General features: G+C 70.5%; 17 protein-coding genes. 13 read left to right on the top strand and 4 right to left on the bottom strand.

Annotation, left to right across the window (positions count from 1 at the left end; all coding sequences use genetic code 11):
- Positions 1 to 27: 27 nt before the first annotated feature.
- A complete protein-coding gene (locus ACF1CT_RS31845; protein ID WP_391787468.1) occupies positions 28 to 1,998 on the top strand; it encodes an ATP-dependent DNA helicase in 1,971 nt (656 codons plus the stop codon).
- A gap of 400 nt (positions 1,999 to 2,398) precedes the next feature.
- Here the strand turns inward: ACF1CT_RS31845 and lexA are convergent, their stop codons facing one another.
- Positions 2,399 to 3,193, bottom strand: a complete 795-nt coding sequence (gene lexA / locus ACF1CT_RS31840; protein WP_391787467.1) for a transcriptional repressor LexA — start codon at positions 3,191 to 3,193, stop codon at positions 2,399 to 2,401.
- 616 nt (positions 3,194 to 3,809) lie between these two features.
- Between lexA and nrdR the strand changes: the two genes are divergently transcribed.
- The 3 genes from nrdR (at position 3,810) to ACF1CT_RS31825 (ending at position 8,637) form a co-directional block, all read left to right on the top strand.
- Positions 3,810 to 4,319, top strand: coding sequence for a transcriptional regulator NrdR (gene nrdR / locus ACF1CT_RS31835; protein WP_391787466.1), 510 nt, complete (start codon positions 3,810 to 3,812; stop codon positions 4,317 to 4,319).
- Positions 4,320 to 4,481: 162 nt separating this feature from the next.
- Positions 4,482 to 7,373: a vitamin B12-dependent ribonucleotide reductase gene (locus ACF1CT_RS31830; protein WP_391787465.1), complete on the top strand. Its 2,892-nt coding sequence runs from the start codon at positions 4,482 to 4,484 to the stop codon at positions 7,371 to 7,373.
- Positions 7,374 to 8,235: 862 nt separating this feature from the next.
- Positions 8,236 to 8,637 carry a hypothetical protein gene (locus ACF1CT_RS31825; protein ID WP_391787464.1) on the top strand — a complete coding sequence of 134 codons (402 nt, stop codon included), beginning with the start codon at positions 8,236 to 8,238 and terminating at the stop codon, positions 8,635 to 8,637.
- Positions 8,638 to 8,953: 316 nt separating this feature from the next.
- On the opposite strand, the gene ACF1CT_RS31820 is transcribed toward ACF1CT_RS31825, so the two are convergent.
- On the bottom strand, positions 8,954 to 9,490 hold the full coding sequence (locus ACF1CT_RS31820) for a TerD family protein (RefSeq protein ID WP_391787463.1): 537 nt from the start codon (positions 9,488 to 9,490) through the stop codon (positions 8,954 to 8,956).
- Between the two features lie 505 nt (positions 9,491 to 9,995).
- Here ACF1CT_RS31820 and ACF1CT_RS31815 point away from each other — a divergent pair.
- On the top strand, positions 9,996 to 10,601 hold the full coding sequence (locus tag ACF1CT_RS31815; RefSeq protein ID WP_391787462.1) for a YdbC family protein: 606 nt from the start codon (positions 9,996 to 9,998) through the stop codon (positions 10,599 to 10,601).
- A 35-nt stretch (positions 10,602 to 10,636) separates the two neighbouring features.
- Here the strand turns inward: ACF1CT_RS31815 and ACF1CT_RS31810 are convergent, their stop codons facing one another.
- The gene (locus ACF1CT_RS31810; RefSeq protein WP_391787461.1) at positions 10,637 to 11,368 is read right to left on the bottom strand and encodes a TetR/AcrR family transcriptional regulator; all 732 of its coding nucleotides are present in this window, start codon (positions 11,366 to 11,368) and stop codon (positions 10,637 to 10,639) included.
- Between the two features lie 195 nt (positions 11,369 to 11,563).
- Between ACF1CT_RS31810 and ACF1CT_RS31805 the strand changes: the two genes are divergently transcribed.
- The 5 genes from ACF1CT_RS31805 (at position 11,564) to ACF1CT_RS31785 (ending at position 17,234) form a co-directional block, all read left to right on the top strand.
- Complete coding sequence (locus tag ACF1CT_RS31805) at positions 11,564 to 13,174, top strand: ABC-F family ATP-binding cassette domain-containing protein (protein ID WP_391787460.1); 1,611 nt, start codon at positions 11,564 to 11,566, stop codon at positions 13,172 to 13,174.
- A 255-nt stretch (positions 13,175 to 13,429) separates the two neighbouring features.
- Positions 13,430 to 14,089 (top strand): histidine phosphatase family protein, encoded by a 660-nt coding sequence (locus ACF1CT_RS31800; protein WP_391787459.1) that lies wholly within the window; start codon positions 13,430 to 13,432, stop codon positions 14,087 to 14,089.
- A gap of 12 nt (positions 14,090 to 14,101) precedes the next feature.
- Positions 14,102 to 15,004, top strand: a complete 903-nt coding sequence (locus ACF1CT_RS31795; RefSeq protein ID WP_391787458.1) for an ADP-ribosylglycohydrolase family protein — start codon at positions 14,102 to 14,104, stop codon at positions 15,002 to 15,004.
- An 837-nt stretch (positions 15,005 to 15,841) separates the two neighbouring features.
- Positions 15,842 to 16,552, top strand: coding sequence for a ribonuclease HII (locus tag ACF1CT_RS31790; protein WP_391787457.1), 711 nt, complete (start codon positions 15,842 to 15,844; stop codon positions 16,550 to 16,552).
- Positions 16,553 to 16,568: 16 nt separating this feature from the next.
- Positions 16,569 to 17,234, top strand: a complete 666-nt coding sequence (locus ACF1CT_RS31785) for a hypothetical protein (protein WP_391787456.1) — start codon at positions 16,569 to 16,571, stop codon at positions 17,232 to 17,234.
- Positions 17,235 to 17,292: 58 nt separating this feature from the next.
- On the opposite strand, the gene ACF1CT_RS31780 is transcribed toward ACF1CT_RS31785, so the two are convergent.
- Complete coding sequence (locus tag ACF1CT_RS31780; RefSeq protein WP_391787455.1) at positions 17,293 to 17,931, bottom strand: hypothetical protein; 639 nt, start codon at positions 17,929 to 17,931, stop codon at positions 17,293 to 17,295.
- A 431-nt stretch (positions 17,932 to 18,362) separates the two neighbouring features.
- On the opposite strand from ACF1CT_RS31780, the gene ACF1CT_RS31775 reads away from it, so the two are divergent.
- The 3 genes from ACF1CT_RS31775 (at position 18,363) to ACF1CT_RS31765 (ending at position 23,789) form a co-directional block, all read left to right on the top strand.
- Complete coding sequence (locus tag ACF1CT_RS31775; RefSeq protein WP_391787454.1) at positions 18,363 to 20,522, top strand: RecQ family ATP-dependent DNA helicase; 2,160 nt, start codon at positions 18,363 to 18,365, stop codon at positions 20,520 to 20,522.
- A 531-nt stretch (positions 20,523 to 21,053) separates the two neighbouring features.
- Positions 21,054 to 22,403, top strand: coding sequence for a DUF4192 domain-containing protein (locus ACF1CT_RS31770; protein WP_391787453.1), 1,350 nt, complete (start codon positions 21,054 to 21,056; stop codon positions 22,401 to 22,403).
- A 621-nt stretch (positions 22,404 to 23,024) separates the two neighbouring features.
- On the top strand, positions 23,025 to 23,789 hold the full coding sequence (locus ACF1CT_RS31765; RefSeq protein WP_391787452.1) for an NUDIX domain-containing protein: 765 nt from the start codon (positions 23,025 to 23,027) through the stop codon (positions 23,787 to 23,789).
- The last annotated feature ends 50 nt before the right edge of the window (positions 23,790 to 23,839 follow it).

Below are 23,839 nucleotides of genomic sequence, written 5' to 3'. Positions count from 1 at the left end.
AGTGGCGCCCCGTAGGGTGGTCGGGCTATGACGAAGCCATCCCTCCCCGAGCTCCTCCACGCCGCCGTGACCGCCGTCGGCGGTACGGAACGCCCAGGCCAGGCCGCCATGGCCGAGGCCGTCGCCGAGGCCGTCGACGACAACTCCCATCTGCTCGTCCAGGCCGGGACCGGCACGGGCAAGTCCCTCGGCTACCTGGTGCCCGCGCTGGCGCACGGGGAACGTGTCGTGGTGGCCACGGCGACCCTTGCGTTGCAGCGGCAGCTCGTGGAACGAGACCTTCCGCGCACGGTCGACGCCCTGCACCCACTGCTGCGCAGACGTCCGCAGTTCGCCATGCTCAAGGGCCGCTCGAACTACCTGTGCCTGCACCGGCTCCACGAAGGGGTGCCGCAGGACGAGGAGGAGGGCCTGTTCGACCAGTTCGAGGCGGCGGCCCCGTCGAGCAAGCTTGGCCAGGACCTGCTGCGGCTGCGGGACTGGTCGGACGATACGGAGAGCGGTGACCGCGACGACCTCACCCCGGGCGTCTCCGATCGCGCCTGGGCGCAGGTCTCCGTCTCCTCGCGCGAGTGTCTGGGCGCCACCAAGTGCGCCTACGGGGCCGAGTGCTTCGCGGAGGCGGCTCGTGAGCGGGCCAAGCTCGCCGATGTCGTCGTCACCAATCACGCCCTTCTCGCCATCGACGCCATCGAGGGTGCCCCGGTGCTCCCGCAGCACGAGGTGCTGATCATCGACGAGGCCCATGAGCTGGTCTCCCGGGTCACCGGGGTGGCCACCGGTGAGCTCACCCCCGGCCAGGTCAACCGGGCCGTGCGCCGGGCGGCGAAGCTGGTGAACGAGAAGGCGGCCGACGCCCTGCAGACGGCGTCGGAGGGCTTCGAGCGGGTGATGGAGCTGGCGCTTCCCGGCCGTCTGGAAGAGATCCCCGAGGACCTCGGCTACGCCCTGCTGGCGCTCCGCGACGCCGCGCGTACGGTGATCTCGGCCATGGGGGCCACGCGGGACAAGTCGGTCCCGGACGAGGACGCCGTGCGCAAGCAGGCGCTCGCGTCGTTGGAGACGATCCACGGAGTCGCCGAGCGCATCACCCAGGGCTCGGAGTACGACGTGGTCTGGTACGAGCGCCACGACCGCTTCGGCGCCTCTCTGAGAGTGGCCCCGCTCTCGGTCTCCGGGCTGTTGCGCGAGAAGCTCTTCGCCGAGCGGTCCGTCGTTCTCACCTCGGCCACCCTCAAGCTCGGCGGCGACTTCAACGGGGTGGGGGCGTCGCTCGGGCTCGCACCCGAGGGCACCGAGGGCGACGACCTCCCGCAGTGGAAGGGGCTCGACGTCGGGTCGCCGTTCGACTACCCGAAGCAGGGCATCCTGTACGTCGCCCGGCACCTGGCCACACCCGGGCGCGAGGCGTCCCGAACCGACATGCTGGACGAGCTCGCCGAGCTGGTGGAGGCCGCAGGCGGGCGCACGCTCGGGCTGTTCTCCTCGATGCGGGCCGCCCAGGCGGCCGCCGAGGAACTGCGGGGCCGACTGGAGAAGCCGATTCTGCTCCAGGGCGAGGAGACGCTGGGCGAGCTGATCAAGAACTTCGCGGCCGATCCCGAGACCTGCCTCTTCGGCACACTGTCGCTCTGGCAGGGCGTGGACGTCCCCGGGGCCAGCTGTCAGTTGGTGGTCATGGACCGGATTCCCTTCCCGCGCCCCGACGACCCGCTGATGAGCGCGCGCCAGAAGGCGGTGGAGGAGGGGGGCGGCAACGGCTTCATGGCCGTCGCGGCGACGCACGCGGCGCTGCTGATGGCCCAGGGTGCCGGCCGGCTCGTGCGGGCCACGGGCGACAAGGGCGTGGTCGCGGTCCTGGACCCACGACTGGCCAATGCCCGGTACGGCAGCTACCTGCGCGCCTCGTTGCCGGATTTCTGGTACACGACCGACCGGAACCAGGCACGCCGCTCACTCGCGGCGATCGATGCCGCGGCCAAGAGCGACGGGCGGTAGCGCCCGGGCCGGGCGAACGGCAGGGGCGCTGCCCGGCCGCCCGCATGCCGGGCAGCCGGGCCCGCGGACATCGCGCGGGCGACCGGACGGCGGAGCACGGCAGGGCTCCCTGGTGCGGTGACCGGGAAGGTTCACCGGCTCGCGGCGTCCGGTACGACACCTCGCCGCGTTGTCACCTCATCCGGGTACGTCCAGCAATCCAGTACGCCGACGATGCTCCGCCCTGCGATGCACCGCACCGGACGGCGCGGATTCCCGGCAAACCCTCCCGCTCACAGCACCAGACGCACGTCCGCCGGGCGGGGTGCCCGGCGGGTGCCGGACCGCGCACATACCAAGGACCCCGGGACCAGCGCATCGCTGCGATGGACTCCGGGGCCCTGCCAGGAAGGACGCGTGATCAGACGCGCCGCAGCACCGCCACCACCTTGCCGAGGATCGTCGCCTCGTCACCAGGGATGGGCTGGTACGCGGCGTTGTGGGGAAGCAGCCACACATGACCGTCCTCCCGCTTGAAGCGCTTGACCGTGGCCTCGCCGTCCAGCATGGCTGCCACGATGTCGCCGTTCTCCGCCACGGGCTGGCGGCGCACGGTGACCCAGTCGCCGTCACAGATCGCCGCCTCGACCATCGAGTCACCGACGACCTTGAGGACGAAGAGTTCGCCGTCACCGACGAGCTGCCGGGGGAGCGGGAAGACGTCCTCGACCGACTCCTCGGCGAGGATCGGACCGCCGGCGGCGATCCGGCCGACGAGCGGTACGTAGGACGCCGCGGGCTTGCCGGTCGTATCCGTGGGCTGCGTGCTGGGCTGGTCCGAACCGCGGACTTCGTACGCCCGCGGGCGGTGCGGGTCACGACGGAGGAAGCCCTTGCGTTCCAGCGCCATCAACTGATGGGCCACGGAGGACGTGCTGGACAGCCCCACCGCCTGGCCGATCTCCCGCATCGAGGGCGGGTAGCCACGCCGCTGCACGGAGTCCCGGATCACCTCGATCACCCGCCGCTGCCGGTCCGTGAGCCCCGAGCTGTCCGCCCGGATTCCTGGAGGTCGACCGGGCAACGAGCGTCCTGGGCGCATGGGCTCCGGCCCTTCCGTGCTCGTGACGTGGTCATTCATGGCATGTACCGGCTCAAGACGGCTCTGGGAGCGGTCCTGCGCAGTGATGGTGGCACTGTCTGCGGTGGTGGTCACGTCAGCCCCTCTCGAATGGTCTCCCTGGCTGGACAACGGTAGTAGCTTTCGAAAGGTTGCGCCAAACACACGTTCGAGTGAAAAACGAATAAAAGCCTGTCGCGGGTATATCGCTGGGTGTATGTGCGATCGAGGGCGGCAGTCGGTGCCCGCTCGTCGTCCTCCGGGATCCGCGTCGGTGAGCGGCCCTCCCGCGGCCTCCTCGGGGGTCGGTGGCGATGTGGTGTGCCGGTGCGCGTGCGGGGGCGGCCGCATCGGCCGGGCTGTCGGATCATCACGGTAGCGTCCGGGGGTCCGGAGCCGCCATGCGGGCGATCTCCCGGTTCGCCGTGCGGGTCCCGTGGCGGGCCCCGCAATCCCGGCGGCGGGGTGGTTCCCGTACCCTCGTGCTCGGCCGTAGGCTGCCTGCCGGCCGCCCTCGGCCCGCGACACGCTCCAGGGCCGAATGCGCGACCAAACCCAAGATCTAGTGGTTGGATTGTCCCGGCCGCCCAGAAGTAGTGGTCCCCTGGTCCATCGGGGGTACGGCCATCGCCTATGCTTGTGAATGCTTCGAGGGGCCCCTGAGGGCCCCGAAGAGGCTGTTCAGTCGTGCTGTGAAGGAGGGTTGGGAGCCATGCACTGCCCCTTCTGCAGGCACCCCGACAGCCGGGTCGTCGACAGTCGCACCACCGATGACGGCACGTCGATCCGCCGCCGCCGCCAGTGCCCCGACTGTTCCCGCCGTTTCACGACGGTGGAGACCTGCTCGCTGATGGTGGTCAAGCGCAGCGGCGTGACCGAACCCTTCAGTCGGACCAAGGTCATCTCCGGGGTGCGCAAGGCGTGCCAGGGGCGACCGGTCACCGAGGACGCCCTCGCCAAGCTCGGCCAGCGGGTCGAGGAGGCGGTGCGTGCGACCGGCAGTGCCGAGCTGACCACCCATGACGTGGGCCTGGCGATCCTCGGCCCCCTGCGGGAACTCGACCTCGTCGCGTACCTGCGTTTCGCGTCCGTGTACCGGGCGTTCGACACACTTGAGGACTTCGAGGCGGCCATCGCGGAACTCCGCGAGCAGCGGCCTCCCGCGGAGGAGTGCGGGACCGGCGCGGCCGTCGAGGTCCCCGTTCCCGCCGTCGCCGACTGAGCGGCGCCCGCCGGATCCGGGGCACGGCCACGGAACGGCGGCAGGCGGTTTTCATGAACCCGCTCCGGGCGTTCTGCGTGGCGTCCGGAGCAGCAGAGACAGACTGTGCCCCGGGAAGTTCTGGGCACTTCAGGGCGTTTTTGCCCACATATGGGAGGCGGCATGACAGAGACGGCGAGCGGCCCGGCACGAGGTTCCCGCACCAAGGGTTCCAAGGCGAGCAAGGGTCTGCGCATCGAGCGCATCCACACCAACCCCGGCGTGCATCCGTACGACGAGGTGGCCTGGGAGCGCCGTGACGTCGTCATGACCAACTGGCGCGACGGCTCGATCAACTTCGAGCAGCGTGGCGTCGAGTTCCCCGACTTCTGGTCGGTGAACGCGGTCAACATCGTCACCAGCAAGTACTTCCGCGGGGCCGTCGGCACCCCGCAGCGCGAGACCGGTCTGCGGCAGCTGATCGACCGGATCGTGAAGACGTACCGCAAGGCCGGCGAGGACCACGGCTACTTCGCCTCTCCCGCGGACGCCGAGATCTTCGAGCACGAGCTGGCGTACGCCCTCCTGCACCAGATCTTCAGCTTCAACTCGCCGGTGTGGTTCAACGTCGGCACGCCGCAGCCGCAGCAGGTCTCGGCCTGCTTCATCCTGTCCGTCGACGACTCCATGGAGTCGATCCTCGACTGGTACAAGGAAGAGGGCATGATCTTCAAGGGCGGCTCCGGGGCCGGCCTGAACCTGTCCCGCATCCGCTCCTCCAAGGAACTGCTGTCGTCCGGTGGCAACGCCTCCGGACCGGTCTCCTTCATGCGCGGCGCCGACGCCTCCGCCGGAACGATCAAGTCCGGTGGCGCCACCCGACGTGCGGCGAAGATGGTCATTCTCGACGTCGACCACCCCGACATCGAGAACTTCATCGAGACCAAGGTGAAGGAGGAGGAGAAGATCCGCGCCCTGCGCGACGCGGGCTTCGACATGGACCTGGGCGGCGATGACATCACGTCCGTCCAGTACCAGAACGCCAACAACTCGGTCCGCGTGAACGACGAGTTCATGAAGGCCGTCGAGTCCGGCGGCAAGTTCGGGCTGCGCGCCCGGATGACCGGCGAGGTCATCGAAGAGGTCGAGGCCAAGTCCCTCTTCCGCAAGATGGCCGAGGCGGCCTGGGCCTGCGCCGACCCGGGCATTCAGTACGACGACACGATCAACCACTGGCACACCTGCCCGGAGTCCGGCCGGATCAACGGCTCGAACCCGTGCAGCGAGTACATGCACCTGGACAACACCTCGTGCAACCTTGCCTCGCTGAACCTCATGAAGTTCCTCAAGGACGACGGCAAGGGCAGCCAGTCCTTCGAGTCCGAGCGCTTCGCGAAGGTCGTCGAGCTGGTCATCACCGCGATGGACATCTCCATCTGCTTCGCCGACTTCCCCACCCAGAAGATCGGTGAGAACACCCGCGCCTTCCGCCAGCTGGGCATCGGCTACGCCAACCTCGGTGCCCTGCTGATGGCGACCGGTCACGCCTACGACAGCGACGGCGGCCGCGCCCTCGCCGGTGCCATCACCTCGCTGATGACCGGCACCTCCTACAAGCGCTCCGCCGAGCTCGCCGCGATCGTCGGCCCGTACGACGGCTACTCCCGTAACGCCGAGCCGCACCAGCGCGTCATGAAGCAGCACGCCGACGCCAACGCGGCAGCCGTCCACATGGACGACCTGGACAACCCGATCTGGGCCGCCGCGACGGAGGCCTGGCAGGACGTGATCCGCCTCGGAGCGAAGAACGGTTTCCGCAACGCGCAGGCCTCCGTCATCGCCCCCACCGGCACCATCGGCCTCGCGATGTCCTGCGACACCACCGGCCTGGAGCCCGACCTGGCCCTGGTCAAGTTCAAGAAGCTGGTCGGCGGCGGCTCGATGCAGATCGTCAACGGCACCGTTCCGCAGGCCCTGCGTCGTCTGGGGTACCCGGAGGAGCAGATCGAGGCGATCGTCGCCCACATCGCCGAGCACGGCAACGTGATCGACGCCCCCGGCCTGAAGACCGAGCACTACGAGGTGTTCGACTGCGCGATGGGGGAGCGTTCCATCTCCGCGATGGGCCACGTGCGCATGATGGCCGCGATCCAGCCGTGGATCTCCGGCGCGCTCTCCAAGACGGTGAACCTGCCGGAGACGGCGACGGTCGAGGACGTCGAAGAGGTCTACTTCGAGGCGTGGAAGATGGGCGTCAAGGCGCTCGCCATCTACCGCGACAACTGCAAGGTCGGCCAGCCTCTCTCCGCGAAGACCAAGGAGAAGGAGAAGGCGGAGGTCACGGCCAAGGCCGAGGAGACCATCCGCACCGCGGTCGAGAAGGTCGTGGAGTACCGCCCGGTCCGCAAGCGCCTCCCCAAGGGCCGTCCGGGCATCACCACCTCCTTCACGGTGGGCGGTGCCGAGGGCTACATGACCGCCAATTCCTACCCGGACGACGGTCTCGGCGAGGTCTTCCTGAAGATGTCCAAGCAGGGCTCCACCCTCGCGGGCATGATGGACGCCTTCTCCATCGCCGTCTCGGTCGGTCTGCAGTACGGCGTTCCGCTGGAGACGTACGTCTCGAAGTTCACCAACATGCGCTTCGAACCGGCCGGTATGACGGACGACCCGGACGTGCGGATGGCGCAGTCGATCGTCGACTACATCTTCCGTCGCCTCGCGCTGGACTTCCTGCCCTTCGAGACGCGCTCGGCGCTGGGCATCCACTCGGCCGAGGAGCGTCAGCGCCACCTCGACACCGGTTCGTACGAGCCCTCCCTGGAGGATGACGAGCTGGACGTCGAGAGCCTGGCCCAGTCCGCCCCGGTCCGGACGGAGCCGCTGAAGGCGGTCGCCGCCGTGCAGGAGCCCGAGAAGCCGGCGAAGACGGCGCACACCTCGGCGGAGCTCGTCGAGATGCAGCTGGGGATCAGCGCGGACGCGCCGCTCTGCTTCTCCTGCGGCACGAAGATGCAGCGTGCCGGGTCCTGCTACATCTGCGAGGGCTGCGGTTCGACGAGCGGTTGCAGCTGAGAGCGAGCGGAATCGCGTCTGACGCACCAGTGAGTACCTGCTGCCCAGGACGCTGATCCGCACGGAGGAGAGGGCCCCGGCCAATGGTCGGGGCCCTCTCCGGCGTCTCGGATCCGCCGGGACGGCCGGACGCGCGCGGGACGGCCACCGGGCCGTGCGATGTCGGCCCCGCTTTCTGAAGGCCCGGACGACCCGGTCCGGGGAAGGCGCGGACGATCCGGTCCGCGACCGGCCCGGCACGACGCATCCCGCCTCTCGCCGACGCGTACCCGTGGCAGTGGCAGTGGCACGACACCACGAGTCCAGCCTCAGTACTCACCTGTTTCGGGGTGGTGGAGCCCGTCCCGCGGCTCCACCGGTTTCCGGTGTGCGTGACGTCCGGCTGTTCTGTCTGAGGCAACGAGTCGTGTCGAGGGGGTGTAGTGGTGACGGTTGTCGTGACATGCTCCGGACCATGATCACAAGAATCGAGTCCTCCGTCCGCCGATGAGCGAGACGGCCGGGACGCAACTGCCCGGATCCCAGAGATCCCTGTTCGAGCACGCGCTGCAACTGCACCGGCTGGCTCCCGGTGAGCCACTGCCCCGGGACGGGGAGCCCTACCCCGACGACACGGCGCACCGTCGTCGGCCTCGGTCGGGAATGCCGGAGAATCGGCGCCCGGCCGGTATCGATGCCGCGCTCGTCCTGGACGCCCATTTCGCCAGCGCCTCTGCCCTTCCGAGCCCTCTGCCGGCTCGGCGATCCCGTTGCTCGGACCTGGCTCCTCCGCCGGGCATGCGATGGCGACTTCCTCAACGCGTACTTCGTCGGTGCCGCCGCCCGGGCTGCCGGCCTTCACGAAGTCATTGTCGGGCCCTGCGTGGATGACGAGATCATCGACCACACCGGACGGCTGCTCCTGGTGATGACCTACAGCGTAGGCATGGGCATGACCCTCTCGCTCTATCCCCATGCGGAAGCTGTCCTGGCCGCGCATCTGCGCCACCTCGCGCGTGTGGAGCCTTCCGCGGGCCGCTACTGCGGCGCCGCATGGCTGGTGAGCAGCCTGGGGGAATCCGGTGACTCGGGTTCGATCGGGCCCGTTCAGCGATGGCAGCCCTACCGGGACGACTACCTGGCTCTTCTCGACCGTGACGACTGGTGCGAGGTTGCGAGGGACGCCCTCGCGGCCGAGGAGCCCGGGATCGTCCGGCTCGCGGAGACGGCTGCGGGCCGTCGCCTGCGAGCGTTCGCCGACCGGCCGGAACCCGGCGGGGAATAGCGCGCACCAGGAAGGTCCGCCCTGTGGCGGTACACCCGGCGGCGAGTGGGATCGCACTCGCCGCGCCCCTGCGACTGTCTTCCGCCGAGGGCGCCGAGGGCTTTGGCGGGGGTGCCGACCGTTGGCCGGTACCCCCGCCGTGCGTACGCGCCGGGTGGTGGGCGGGAGGGCTTCCGCACGAGCGGCGGCTGCGCGGTGGACCGCCCGGGAACGGGCGGCCTCGGTCCTCGCGGTGACGCGGACGCTCCCCATCCGGTCCGGCTCCGCTCTGCCCGGCCCGGCTCCATGCGCGTGCCGGAGCGGGACGAGCGGGATGTCAGGTTCCGGGGGTGCGATGTCCCATCGCCGCGGCGAACGACTCCGGGTCGCCGTCGAAGCCCCTGACCATGTCGCGGAACTCCCATACGCCGGACGTGTCCCGAACGAACTCCGCGACGGTCGCCGCCGTGGCACCGCCCACCGAGGAGAAGTCGTCCTCCGACAGGTTGGTGTAGCCCTCACGGACCTGTACACCGGTGCCGGCTATCTCGTCGAACGTCTTGCGGCCGTCGCGCTGTTGGATCGCCACGCCGACGACGACCCGTCCGTATGCGTCCGACAGCCGTGCCAGTTCCAGCGTCATCACCTCGTCGTAGCCGAAGCCCTGGCCGGTCTTGCTGTCGCGGTTGAGATTGATGGTGCCGTCCGGCGAACGGCTGTCGAAGTGCACGAGGTACGCGGGACTTCCGTGCGGCGCGTCCGTGGTGTAGGTCGCCGCGATGATGTCGAGGTCGTGGTCCGGGGCGCCGGGCGGGCTGGGATCCCATTTGAGCCTGACCTCGACCTTCTCGATGTCCTTGTTGGGTGTGCTCATCGGACTTCCCTCCTTGTTCGCCGCGGGGCCGCTCGGCCGTTCATACCACTCGATCATGTCGGCAACCGGCCGTGGAACCAATCGGGTTGGCCGGGAGCGGTGGAATCGGGCCACCTCCGCCGCTTGATCCGGCTCGAAGGCGATGCCGTGCCCCGGGTATCCGGCGTTTTCCCTGGGAAGGGCCGTGTGAACCGTGGTCGGTGCGAATGGACGTCGTGGCAGGGCCGGCGGCCCGGGGAGCAGGAGGGGGGACGGACTCCCGCCGTCCCGCGACTTCGACGTTGCCGTCGTTCGCGATGTTCCCCGCGTTCCCGGCTCCGTCGGAACAGGGGGAGACCCCGTCCACCTTCCCTCCTCCGCCGCCGATACGCGGCCGCATGACGCCGCTCGCCGATCCGCCCCTCCCTCGCTCCCGAGGCCGTAACTCCGTTCCGGAGGAGATCGGTTCGAGCTCGACAGGACCGGAGGGTGACCTGGGCGGCGACGGGCACCGTACGATGGCGCGGTGCTGGTCAAGTGGATTCGTTGCACCGTGGTGGACCGTCGAGGCTTTGAACGGGGACAGCGAGAGTGGGCGGGGCTGCTGGGTGAACAGGGATTCAGGGGGCAGGGCGGTGGATGGAGCCGAGGGCGCCCGGACGTGGCGCATGTCTTCGCGTTCTGGGAGAACCGTGTCTTCTACGACTCGTTCATGGCGCGCGGCCACGATCGGCTGGCGGCCGCTCAGTCCGGCACCTACGGCAGTGTCCAGGTCAAGCTGTTCGAGCACCGCTTCGATGTGAAGACCGGTTTCGAACCGCGTTTCACGGACGCGGACGTCGTCAGGGTGGCCCACAGCAAGGTGCACGAGGACCGGGTCGAGCACTTCGCGCTGATGCAGGAGCGGGTGTGGAATCCGGCGATGGCCGGATCGCCCGGCATGCTGCGGGGTGTGTTCGGTGAGGCGCCGGGACACGAGTTTCTCGTGCTGTCGATGTGGCAGTCGAGCGCCGAGCGCGGCAAGTACCGGGCGGGCAGCATCGATCGGTTGACCGAACGGACCGGGATCGAGGACGACGTGGCGGCGGTGGCGGGAGACGTCGTGCAGCTCGAACCCTCCTGGACGGTCTGACCGGACCGTACGCGGCCGGGACGGCGCGGTACCGGTCATGGCACGTCGGGCCCGGTTGGCCCGGTCGGTGACGGGGCGTCGAAGACGCCGGCCCGGGCGGCGGCCAGCGCCGCGTCCGCGGCCCGGTCGGCCTGTCCCTCGTCGACGGGTTCGCGGGTGATGAACAATCCCAGGAACACGGGCGAGACCACCGCTCTGATCAGTGCCCCCGCGTCCGTGTCCCGGCGCAGTTCCCGGCGGGCGACGGCCCGGGCCACGATGACCTCGCACCGGCTGAACCGTTCTTCGTAGAACGCGCGCAACGCTTCGGCGGCGCGCTCGGACTGGAAGGCCGCCGCGATGAACGCGGTCGGTGCCGCGGCCGCGGAGGCGTCGGCGAACGCCGCGGCCGTCGTGCGGGCCAGGGCGCGCAGATCGCCTTCCGCGCTTCCGGTGTCCGGTGGTGTCCAGTCGTCCTCGCCCGCCAGGTCCAGGGCGTCCACGACCAGGCCTTCGAGATTGCCCCAGCGGCGGTAGAGCGTCGTCCGGTGGATCCCGGACCGCTCCGCGACGTACTCCACGGACAAGCCCGGGTACCCCAGCTCGACCAGACCGCTCAGTACGGCGTCGCGGACCGCCGCGCGGGTGCGAGCGGTGCGGCCTCCGGGCCGACGCGTACCCGGGGCGACCGGGGCCGACGACGCGGTTGCCTTCGACGCGCTCGTCGGTCCGGAGACCGACGCGGCACCGTCCCGTCCGGTGCCCGGAACCTTCTCCTGATCAATCAACCGCTACTCCTGTTGCGTTAGTGGCCTCCACTATGGCACGCTCATTTTAATGCGACAAGGGTTGCGTTTGCGTGTGGCTGTCGGGCCGCCCGGGACTTCCCGGCTGTCCGAGTCGGCCACCACCGGTGTCCGTGCCGTTGAGGCGTCCGCACGTTCGTGTCGCGATGTCCGTCGGCTGTACGAGGGGAGGTGCCTGTGCCCACACAGATCTCGCTGCGCGAGGTGACCGTGGCCCGCGGTGACAGGGTGCTGTTCGACGATGTCTCGCTGACCGTGCGCCCCGGCGAGCGGATCTGCGTCGTGGGGGAGAACGGTGCGGGCAAGACCACCCTGCTCCGTCTGTTCGCCGGTCTCGAACGGCCCGATGCGGGTGACGCGTTCACGGGCGCGCCCGGCGGCGCGGCGCTCCTGGAGCAGACCCCGGGGCTGCCGTCCTCCAGCACGGTCCAGGACACGATCGACGAGGCCCTCGCGGAACTCCGTGCCATGGAGAGAAGGCTGCGGGAGTGCGAGGCGGGGCTGGCCGTGGCGGATGCCGACACGCTGACCGCGTACGGGGAACTGCTCACGGCGTTCGAGCTGCGCGGGGGCTACGAGGCGGACGCGCGCGTGGACAAGGCGCTGCACGGTCTCGGGCTGGCGCACATCGGTCCCGCCAGGAGACTGGGCAGCCTCTCCGGCGGCGAACAGGCCCGCCTCGCCCTCGCCTGCCTGATCGCGGCGTCTCCCGAGGTGATGCTGCTCGACGAACCCACCAATCATCTGGACGCATCGGCGCTCGACTGGCTGGAGAACGCCCTGCTGTCCCACGGCGGCACGGTGATCGCCGTGTCGCACGATCGGATCTTCCTGGAGCGCGTGGCCACGGCGGTGCTGGAGGTCGACTCCGACCGCCGGACGATCGTGCGACACGGCGGTGGGTACGCGGGATTCCTGCGCGAGCAGAGTGCCGCACGGCAGCGCTGGGAACAGTCCTACGCGCAGTGGTGCGAGGAGACGGCGCGGTTGGAGATCCATGCCTCCACCACGGCCCACACGGTCGCGGTGGGCCGTGCCATCAAGGACAACAACAAGATGGCGTACGACCGGGCAGGCGGTCGGGTCCAGGCATCCGTGTCCGTGCGGGTCCGCAACGCCCGCAAACGTCTGGAGCGCCTGAGGGAGGATCCCGTCCCCCGGCCGCCGGACCCGCTCCGCTTCGCGGGTCGTCCCGGCCCCGGATCGACCCGGGGAGAACTGATCTCTCTCACGGACGTCAGGGTCGGTGACCGGCTCGCGGTCGAACGGCTCTCCGTCGCGTCGGGTGACAGACTGCTCGTCCACGGCGGCAATGGCGCGGGAAAGTCCACACTCCTCCGTGTCATGGCGGGTGTGCTCGAACCCGACGAGGGGCATGTGGCCCGGCGCGGCGCAATCGGCTATCTCGCGCAGGAGATACCCGTGCGTGCGCCGGATGAGCGGGTGCTCGCTGCGTTCGGGCGGGGTCTCGTGGCCACCGACGACGAGCGGGAGGAACTGCTGCTCTCGTTCGGGCTGTTCCGCCCCCGGGACCTGCACGTGCCGGTCGGATCGCTCTCCGCCGGACAGCGCAGACGGCTCGCTCTCGCCCGCCTGCTGGCGCACCCCGCCGACCTGCTGTTGCTCGACGAGCCGGCGAACCACCTGGCTCTCGGACTCGTGCGGGAGCTGGAGGAAGCACTGGACCACTGGTCGGGCGCACTGGTGGTGGTTTCCCACGACCGTTCGTTGCGCCACCGTTTCACCGGTGCCGTCCGGCGGATGGAGTCCGGGCGGCTGGTCGAATGAGCCGAGGCCACAGGGCCCTGTCGTCGGACTGCCGCCCGCTGTGCGCGTCCGACAGCCCTGGGCTCTCGGCTTCGCTCAAGAGGGAAGACGCCCTGCTCGCGTTGTCGGGCTCGCTCTCGTCCGGGACGGACGAGGGCGTCCCTCCACCTCGCGACCGTACGCACCGGACGCCGCACGGCCCGGCCTCCGGCCGGAGGACAGCACTTTGACGACCGGCCCTGAACAAGATCTTCACGAGTCTTCTAGGGTCGGTCCATGGCACGACCGCAACGCATCGTCCTCGTCCGGCACGGGGAGTCCGAGGGCAACGCAGACGACACGGTGTACGAGCGTGAGCCGGACCACGCACTGAGGCTCACGTCGACCGGGCTCCGGCAGGCCAGGGAGGCGGGTGTACGACTGCGCGAACTGTTCGGCACGGAACGCGTCAGTGTCTACGTATCGCCCTACCGCCGTACACACGAGACGTTCCGCTCGCTCGGGCTGGACCTGGAGCGGGTACGGGTCAGGGAGGAGCCACGGCTGCGGGAGCAGGACTGGGGAAACTGGCAGGACCGGGACGACGTGCGGCTGCAGAAGGCGTACCGGGACGCGTATGGGCATTTCTTCTACCGGTTCGCGCAGGGGGAGTCCGGGGCCGATGTGTACGACCGGGTCGGAGCCTTCCTGGAGAGCCTGTACCGGAGCTTCGAAGCACCCGACCACCCGTCGAACGTTCTCCTGGTCACGCACGGACTGACCATGCGTTTGTTCTGCATGCGCTGGTTCCACTGGTCGGTCGCCGAGTTCGAGTCGCTGTCCAATCCGGGCAACGGCGAGATCCGGACACTGATACTCGGGGAGGACGGGCGCTACACCCTGGACCGGCCGTTCGAGCGCTGGCGCACACCGGAGCCGTACGGCATCACCGGATAGAGTGGAAGGGCGATGACGACTGCCGACGCTGCTCTCGACCGACGCCTCGAACGTGCCTTGGCCAGCCTGCGGGGACTGGCAGTGGGGGACGCGCTGGGATCCCAGTTCTTCGTGCCCGCCAACTATCCCCTCCTGAAGTCGCGCGGGCTTCCGCCCGGCCCCTGGCAGTGGACCGACGACACCGAGATGGCCTCTTCGGTACTGGTCGTGCTGGCGGGTCACGGTCGGATCGACCAGGACGCACTCGCCCGTTCCTTCGCCGAGCACCACGATTTCGACCGGGGCTACGGTCCCGCCGTGAACCGGCTGCTCAGGCTGGTCCGTGAAGGCGGCGACTGGCGGGAACTGGCCTCCGCGCTGTTCAGAGGGCAGGGCTCCTGGGGCAACGGCTCGGCGATGCGCATCGCGCCGCTCGGAGCCTGGTACGCGGACGACCCGGAGCAGGCCACGCACCAGGCCGAGATCTCCTCGTACACCACGCACCAGCACCGGGAGGCGGTCGTGGGCGCGATGGCCGTCGCCGCCGCGGCCTCGCTCGCGGCGGCGAGTACCGGACCACCCGCCCCGGAGGCGTTTCTCGACGGCGTGATCGCCCTCGTGCCGCGAAGCGCGGTCGGTGCCGGGCTGCGCAGGGCCCGCGACATGCTCGACTACGACGACACGGGAACGGTAGCCGCGGTCCTCGGTAATGGACGGCGCACCAGCGCGCACGACACCGTCCCCTTCGCCCTCTGGTCCGCGGCGCGAAACCTGGGCGATTTCGAGCAGGCGTTCTGGAACACCGCCGCAGCGGGCGGGGACGTCGACACCACCTGCGCGATCGTCGGCGGGATCGTCGCCTCGCACGCGGCGGGCACACCGCCGACCGACTGGTCGGCGCGGACGGAGCAACTTCCGGACTGGCTCCCGCGATAGTCCGGACCGGTTCCAGGGGCGGTGGGTCGGGGGCGAGCGATGCCACCGGCACCTTCACGAATGTGCCTCGCGGCGTCCTGCGGGACTTCCACGGTCCCGTACCGAAGCACTCACGACCTTCTTCGCCGTTCGGACGGCGGACCGTGGTCGGACGGCCGGACGCCGCCCGCGTCCCCGGACCGTGGTCAATCGGTCAAGAGGTAAAGAGGTCAAGGCGGCCGGAGGCCCGGCACTTCTCGCCGTACCGGCCCCGCGGGACCGGTGTGACGGGCCCGCGCCCGATGCCCCGCGCCGTCGCCGCGAGCGCCACGGCGGGCGTGCTCGCGGTCCGGGGGACCCGAGGGAGGAGAGCGGTCACCGCGCCCGCTATGCGGCGCGCCGACACACGTGCGCCACGGGCCCGGCGGCGCGGACGCACGGCGGGCACACCGCTGCGTCGGACGGCGGCACCGGGAGCCGGCACGGGGCCGTGCGGCATCGCGCCGTGGCACTGGGCCGGGACGCCGGGGCACGCGGCCGTGCCTCGTCCCGACCTCGCGGCGGTTTTGCCGACGCGCTGCTCCGTACCGCGTTCCGAGAGGTCGCGGAGGTGACGCGATTACGCCGCGGGTGCCTTCCGCCGGTGCCCCTTTGCCGACTTTCACCGACGTCGTCACAACCGTTCGCGAGCACCACCCCCCGCGTCGCCCACCGTCGGCCCGTGCACTGCGGCGAACGGAACGCGGCGGCCCGACGCCGTACGGAAGTTCGCTCTCCGGCGCCGTCCCGGTGCGCGGCGGTCATCAGACGCCCCCGGGGTGTTGTCGCCGTTCCCATCGGCGTACGCTGACAGGCGCCATGCCGTACGAACCACCCACGCATACCGTCGAGCGCTCATTGCGCGCCACGACCGGTGCCAAGATCGTTGCCGGTGTCGACGAGGTCGGGCGCGGAGCATGGGCGGGACCGGTCACCGTGTGTGCGGCCGTCACCGGCCTTCGCCGACCTCCCGCCGGGCTCACCGACTCCAAGCTCCTCAGTCCCAGGCGCCGCGCGCAACTGGCCCCGTTGCTGGAGAGCTGGGTCACCGCGTTCGCGGTGGGGGATGCCTCTCCGCAGGAGATCGACGACCTGGGAATGACAGCGGCACTGCGTCTCGCCGCGGTGCGCGCCCTCGAAGGTCTGCCGGTGCGGCCCGACGCGGTGATACTCGACGGCAAGCATGACTACCTGGGACAGCCCTGGCAGGTCCGTACCGTGATCAAGGGCGACCAGTCCTGTATCGCGGTCGCGGCCGCTTCGGTGATCGCGAAGGTCCGACGGGATGCGTTGATGGCCGAACTGGGCGCGGATTCCGGCGAGTACACCGCATTCGGCTTCGATGCCAATGCCGGCTACCCGTCGCCCGTGCACAGGGCCGCTCTGGCGGAGTGGGGTCCTACACCTCACCACCGTCTCTCGTGGTCCTACCTCGACGCGCTGCCCAGGTGGCAGCACCTCAAGAAGGTCCGTTTCTCCGCCGAGGCGGCCGCACTGGAAAGCGGGGGCCAACTCGGCTTCGATTTCTGACCACGCACACATACCCGTGCGCCGATGTCTCACGGACGGCGTACGCACCGACAACCACTCATGTCCTCTCATCCCCGAGGAGCCTCAGATTCACGAGAGCGCCCAGGGTCCCCGCGCCACTCCGGCCGCAGGCCGCACCGCGTCGACCCTCCGTCCTGTACCTGGTCCGCGTTCAGCGGCCATGCCGCGCCCCGGTCGTCCGGGTCCCGGCCCCGCGAAGCCCGCGCCTCCGGCGCCGCGCCCGCAACCCGTCTCCGGCGCCGTGCAGGCGGCCCATCCGGAGAATCGTTCCGCACCACAGGTCCAGCTGATTCCGGCCTCGCCGGTCGGCGCGCTCGACGCCGCGGACGAGGCGGTGGACCTGCTGCTCGACTCCGGGCGTGCACCGGGCGACATCCTGGTGCTCACCACCGGTGACGACCATCCGTGGGCCGCGCACGAGCTGTCCTTCGGCGAAGCCGCCTACTGGGCTCAGCACGAAGCCGGTGAGGATGTCTTCTTCGCCCGTGCCGGGACCACCGATCGGCTGAAGGCCCGTCCCGTGGTCGTCGTCGCGGTCAACGACGACGGTGGTGACGGTGTCGCCGCCGCACTGTCCGGCGCCCGCGAGCGGGCGGGTGCCCTGATGATCGTGTGCGGCGACCCGGAGCGGATCAACGCGGTGCTCGGCGCCGGCGTCTGAGCCGCGGTACGCAGGCCGTGGTGGATCGTCCGACGGGACGGTTCACCACGGCGACCGATCAGCGCGCCGCGGTGTGGCGCCGGACTCCGGCCGTTCCACCACCGGCGCGCGTCGGCGTCGCTCCGGGGACGAACCCGTTCTCGGCAACGGAGGACGGCCCGGACGCGGCGTGCGGCCGACGGCCGCCCCGGCCCTCGCCCAGCACCTGCCAGCCACTGCGGGTCAGTGTGATGTACGCGCCACATCGCAGGCCGTGCAGTGTGCAGGCGTCCCGCAGCCCCCACATCCACGCCCCGTCCTCCTCCGTCCACCCGGCTTCGCCCTCCCGGCAGTAGAGCAGCACGGCGGTACGGGCGGGGGTACGGCGGCGCAGGTCGTGCGGAATGATCCGGCGCAGATGCGCCAGCAGCGCGTTGCGGAAGTTCCAGCCGTCCGCGGTGGCGGAGTCGCGGGTGAAGGAGGCGCTGGCAACGAGGCGTTCCCCGTGATCCAGTACGGCGAGGACCGCGGTCGCGGGTGTCGGACGGTGCCGGGCGTGCAGACCGCGGACGACCTCGCGGGGATTGCGCAGCAACGGTATGCCCGCCTCTGCCCATTCCGCCGGTTCGAGCATTCGGGCCAGGCGGTTGGCGGAGTCGACGGACGCGGACGGTATCGACATCGAAGTGGCTGCGGACGGGGCGAATCCGAAGGTCACGATCCTCCCTTCGCATACGTGCCCACAGCGCGGGCAGGGACGAGCAGGGGGGCGGGCACGGCTGTTCCATTGGGGAACGATCGTGCGGGATGCGAGTCCGATTCTTCCTGGCGTATCGGCGGGCGGCAACGAGCAATCGGTGCAGCTGGCGGGAATGTGCGGGAATATCCCCGATATCCCTGGTCGCGGCATGCTCGGACGACGCCTTCCGTTCCGTCCGGCAGATGAGGACCAGCGAGAACACCGATCGCGCATCCACCCGGCAGGCCGGCCGTGCCACCCGGCCGGTGCCTGTCCGGGCCCGGTCGCGGCCCTGTTCTTCCGGCCCCGGCCGCCGACCGGATCGCCCCGCGGCCGGCGGACCGTTCGTGAGCTCCGTGTCACGCCGGGTGAGCTGGCCGATTGTCCGTGCCATCGGGTTGCATGGGGGCATGGACAACCTGGAGCTCCGCACCGAAGCCGACGCCATTCTCGCCGAGCTCGTCGGCGACCCGGGGGGCTCCGCGCGGCTGCGGGAGGACCAGTGGCAGGCGGTGGCGGCCCTGGTGGAGGAGCGTCGACGGGCGCTGGTGGTGCAGCGCACCGGCTGGGGCAAGTCGGCGGTCTACTTCGTGGCCACCGCCCTGCTGCGGCGGCGCGGCTCCGGCCCGACGGTGATCGTTTCGCCGCTGCTGGCGCTGATGCGCAACCAGGTCGAGGCGGCGGAACGGGCGGGCATCCGGGCACGCACGATCAATTCGGCCAACCCGGAGGAGTGGGACTCCATCTACGAGGAGGTCGAGCACGGCGGGATCGATGTTCTCCTGGTGAGCCCGGAACGTCTCAACTCGGTGGATTTCCGCGAGCAGGTGCTTCCCAGGCTGGCCGCCACGACCGGTCTGCTGGTGGTCGACGAGGCGCACTGCATCTCGGACTGGGGACATGATTTCCGCCCCGACTACCGTCGACTGCGAGCCATGCTCGGCGACCTCGCGCCCGGCGTGCCCGTGCTCGCCACCACCGCGACCGCCAACGCGCGGGTGACGGCGGACGTGGCCGAGCAACTGGGCACCGGTGCCGGTGAGGCCCTGGTGCTGCGCGGATCGCTGGAGCGGGAGAGCCTCCGACTCGGAGTCGTCCGGCTGCCGGACGCCGCGCACCGTCTCGCCTGGCTGGCCGAGCACCTGGACGAACTGCCGGGCTCCGGCATCATCTACACGCTCACCGTCGCCGCGGCCGAGGAGGCCACCGCCTTCCTGCGGCAGCGCGGCTTCGAGGTGGCCTCCTACACGGGCCGCACCGAGAACGCCGACCGTCTGCAGGCCGAGACCGACCTCCAGCAGAACCGGGTCAAGGCCCTCGTGGCGACCTCCGCGCTCGGCATGGGTTTCGACAAGCCCGACCTGGGCTTCGTGGTCCATCTCGGCTCGCCGTCCTCGCCGATCGCCTACTACCAGCAGGTCGGCCGCGCCGGCCGCGGCGTGGAACACGCCGACGTACTGATGCTGCCCGGCAAGGAGGACGAGGCCATCTGGCGCTACTTCGCCGATACCGCCTTCCCGCCCGAGTCACAGGTCCGCCAGACGCTTTCGGCTCTCGCCCAGGCCGGACGGCCGCTGTCCGTGCCCGCTCTGGAGGCGTCGGTGGATCTCCGGCGCAGCCGACTGGAGACCATGCTGAAGGTGCTCGATGTCGATGGTGCGGTCAAACGCGTGAAGGGCGGCTGGGCAGCCACCGGCGCCGACTGGGTGTACGACGCCGAGCGGTACGCACGGGTCGCACGGCAGCGGTCTGCCGAGCAGCAGGCCATGCGCGACTACGTGAGCACGTCCGTGTGCCGGATGGACTTCTTGCGCAGGCAGTTGGACGACGAGGGCGCGATGCCGTGCGGCCGTTGCGACAACTGCGCGGGAGCCTGGGTCGACGCCTCCGTCTCGGTGGACGCGCTGACGGGTGCCGAGAAGGAACTGGACCGCCCGGGGGTGGAGGTCGAGCCGCGCCGGATGTGGCCGACAGGGATGCCCGCGCTGGGCATCAACCTGAAGGGGCGTATTCCGACCGGGGAACAGTGCTCCACCGGACGGGCCCTGGGACGTCTCTCGGACATCGGCTGGGGCAACCGGCTGCGCCCCCTGCTGGCCGAGAACACGCCCGACGGGCCGGTGCCCGACGACGTCCTGCGGGCCGCCGTGGCGGTCCTGGCGGACTGGGCGCGTTCCCCGGGCGGCTGGGCGCCCGATGTGCCGGAGGCCTCTGCCCGACCGGTGGGCGTCGTCGCCGTACCGTCCCTGACCCGCCCACAACTGGTCGAGTCCCTCGCCCGGGGAATCGCGTCCATCGGTCGTCTCCCGTATCTGGGCACCCTGACGTACACCGGGCCGGACGGCGCCCACGCGGCGCGCCGCAGCAACTCGGCCCAACGCCTCAGGACGCTGTCCGGTGCCTTTGCCGTCCCCGAGGACCTGGCCGGTGAGCTGGCCCGTTCCGCCGGTCCCGTGCTGCTCGTGGACGACCGCACCGACTCCGGCTGGACGCTTGCGGTCGCTGCGCGCCTTCTTCGTCAGGCGGGCGCCGGGCAGGTTCTTCCGCTGGTCCTCGCGGCGGCAGGCTGAGCCGTGGCCGGAGGCCCGGTGCGGGCGTGAGGCCCCTTCACGCCGGCACGACCGGGCGGGCCGGGAGCGGAAGGCCGCGGAACGCCCGAATCACCTCGGCTACATGGTGATCATGTGGCCGTCCAGACCGTGACCGCCTCCTTCACGATGTGGCCGGTCCGACGGTGTGAAGGACACGGACACACTCCGGCGGAACGTCGATGCCACGCGATCCGAGAAGGATGGCGGCGACAGCGGAGCGGGGGCCCGCTCCCCTCGGCCGTGCGCTTCTGCCTGTACGGATCCGGCCTTCTCCCCGTCGGCTCCCACGGGCTGTTCGGTGCCGCTCGCCGTGCGTGGACGATCTGCGGCCTCGGCGGGCCGTCGGCCGTCCCACGGAAGGGGCCGGAGCCCCGGGTGCTGCGTGATTCGTCCCGGTCATGCCCCCATGCAACCCGATGCCCCGCACACTGCGCCAACGACCCGAGGCCCCTGTGGATAAAGTTATCCACAGGGGTCGCGGAATCCGGCCGCTCGCGGGACGGTCGTGACATGAATCAGCACCACGAATCCACCGGCCCGGTCGACGAGCAGCAGATCACCCTTCGAGGGCCTGCCGAACTCGCCGACGCCCTCCCCTATCTCATGGGCTTCCACCCGAACGACAGCGTCGTCATGGTCGCCCTGCACGGTGGCCGCGGTCGCTTCGGCGGGCGGCTGAGGCTCGGCATCCCACAGTCGCCCCGTGAATGGCCGTCCGTCGCCGGGCAACTCGCCGAGTGCCTGATCAAGGGGAGCGAGCGCCGTGGGGAGCGACCCGACGCGATCGTCGTCTTCCTCTGCCAGGACCCTGCCGAGGACGAGAGCGGCAATCAGGTCATGGAGCGGCTTCGTCCGCTCGCGCAGCGCCTGCGTACGGCCTGCGGCGAGCACGACGTGCCGGTGCTCGAAGCGCTCTGCATCTCCGACGGCCGGTACTGGTCGTACTGCTGCCCCGACCCGCGATGCTGCCCGGCCGAGGGGAACCGGATGGTGATGCCCGGCACTTCCGTGATGGCGGCCGCAGCGGCCTATGCGGGAATCCAAGTGCGCGGCACGCTGAGGGAGATGGAAACGAGGCTGGCACCGCTCAACACCTCGGCGGCGGCCGAACAGCAACGCGCACTCGACTCGGCCGGTGCCGAGTTGGTCCCGAAGATCCTTGACGCGACGGGACGCGAGGACGTGGCCCGGGAGACCCTCGATCTCGTCCGGAGGCTCATGGCACGCCTTGCGGAGGCAACGGCGGCGACACCCGCCCTGTCGGACATCAACGACGACCGCTTGATCGGCCATGACGAGGCCGCCGCGGTGATTCTCGGCCTTCAGGACCGGGAGACGCGTGACAGGGCCGCGGAGTGGATGGAGGGGCCCGAAGCGCATTCCGCGCTACGGCTCTGGCGCGCACTGTCCCGTCGTTGCGTCGCGCCGTACGAGGAACACGCCGCCGCGCCTCTGACCTTGGCCGGGTGGGTTTCCTGGTCGACGGGGGACGAGCCGGGCGCGCGGGTCGCGCTCGGCCTCGCGCTGAGGGCGGATCCCGAGTACACCTTTGCCCAGCTCCTCCACGAGGCGTGCAATCAAGGGCTCGACCCGGAGACGTTGCGCCGCTGCCTCCGTGGGGAGCGCAGCGCCAGGGAGGGCGGGGCGGACCGTGCGACGACGCGGACCGCGGGCGATCACGTGGAGCGCGGCCCACGACATCACACGGCACGGGCCACGCGCCACCGCAATGTACGTCAGGCCACTGTCCGGCGGAGGAGGGCTCCACAGGGTTCCGTCCGCCCCGGAGCGAAGCAGCCCTTCCGGCGTCGTTCCGGGCAGACTCCGCCCAGCCGTCGCGGAGCCAGGAGCGGCCGATGACGTGCCTGTGCTGCGGCTCCGTCTCCTTGTCCGTCTCCTTGTTCGTCGTCGGTTCAGCCCCGGAGCCGTGATCGGCACCGGACGATGGGTCGAGAGAGATGTCCGGGCCGGGAGAGCGGACACGACGGTGCGGCCCGCATCCGGCACGTGTCCGTCACTCGGCCCGGCCCCGGGACGCGAGCGGACGCGGGTTTCCCGGCAGGTGTCGTGAGCGGCAGAGCCTGCCGGCCGCGGTGCCGGCCGGTCCGACGACGGCGTGAGGACGCGACCGGAGACGGACGAAGCCCTCGGCCGTGTCGACGGGATGGGCGCCGGGAGCCCGCGTGATGAGCAGGGGAAGCTGCCTCCGGGGAATCGGCGGCCGGTGACCGGGAGTTCGCTGTCGTCGAGCGTTCGGGGCGGGCGTGACCGAGGCCGTACGCGCGGCGGTCGGGTTCCTGCCCGGTTCCTCGGCCTCCGGACGGGAACGGGGATCGGCAGACCCGGTGCGCGGGCGGTCCGGCCCGGGACGGACGCGGAGCGGAGCGATGGGTGACAACGAACAGTGAGCCAAGGGCATTCAGTCCCTCGGGACGCGGCGAACGGAGTGTTTATCGTCAGGAAGACGACTATGATCACCGCATGCCGCCCTACGACCCGTCGACCTTCCCGCCCTTCGCAGTCACCGTCGACCTGGTTGTGCTCACGGTGCGTCGTCACGCGCTCTGCGCGCTCGTGGTACGCCGTGGTGAGCAGCCCTTCCAGGGCCGGTGGGCGCTGCCCGGCGGGTTCGTCAAGGAAGACGAGGACCTCGGCGCCGCCGCAGCGCGCGAACTGGTCGAGGAGACCGGTCTGTGCGCACAGGACCCGGTGGCCCCGGCGGTCGGCAACGGCGCGCATCTGGAACAGCTCGCCACCTATGGCGCCCCGGGACGCGACCCCCGCATGAGGGTGGTCAGCGTCGCCCACCTGGCGTTGGCCCCCGACCTGCCGGCTCCTCGTGCGGGCGGCGACGCGAACAGCGCCCGCTGGGCGCCGGTCGAGGATCTGCTCGGGCCGGAGGGCGGGGTCGGGCGCGAGAACCAGAGCCAGACATCGCTCGCCTTCGATCACGCGCGGATCCTCGCCGACGGTGTCGAACGCGCGCGGTCCAAGATCGAGTACTCCTCCCTCGCCACCGCTTTCTGCCCGCCCGAGTTCACGGTGGGTGAGCTCCGGAGGGTGTACGAGGCGGTGTGGGGCGTGGTTCTCGATCCCCGGAACTTTCATCGGAAGGTCACAGGAACTCCAGGATTTCTGGTGCCTGCCGGAGGAACGACCACTCGGCAGGGCGGTCGTCCTGCCCAGCTCTTCCGGGCCGGCGCGGCGACGGTGCTCAACCCGCCGATGCTGAGACCGGAGGTCTGACCCGGCGGAACACCCGGTGGGCAGGCTGCGCAAAAAGTCGGATATGTCGA

This window comes from Streptomyces sp. NPDC014734 (assembly GCF_043083325.1).
GTDB lineage: Bacteria > Actinomycetota > Actinomycetes > Streptomycetales > Streptomycetaceae > Streptomyces.
Note: the sequence above shows the minus strand (reverse complement) of the source record. Positions and strands in the feature narration are given on the sequence as shown.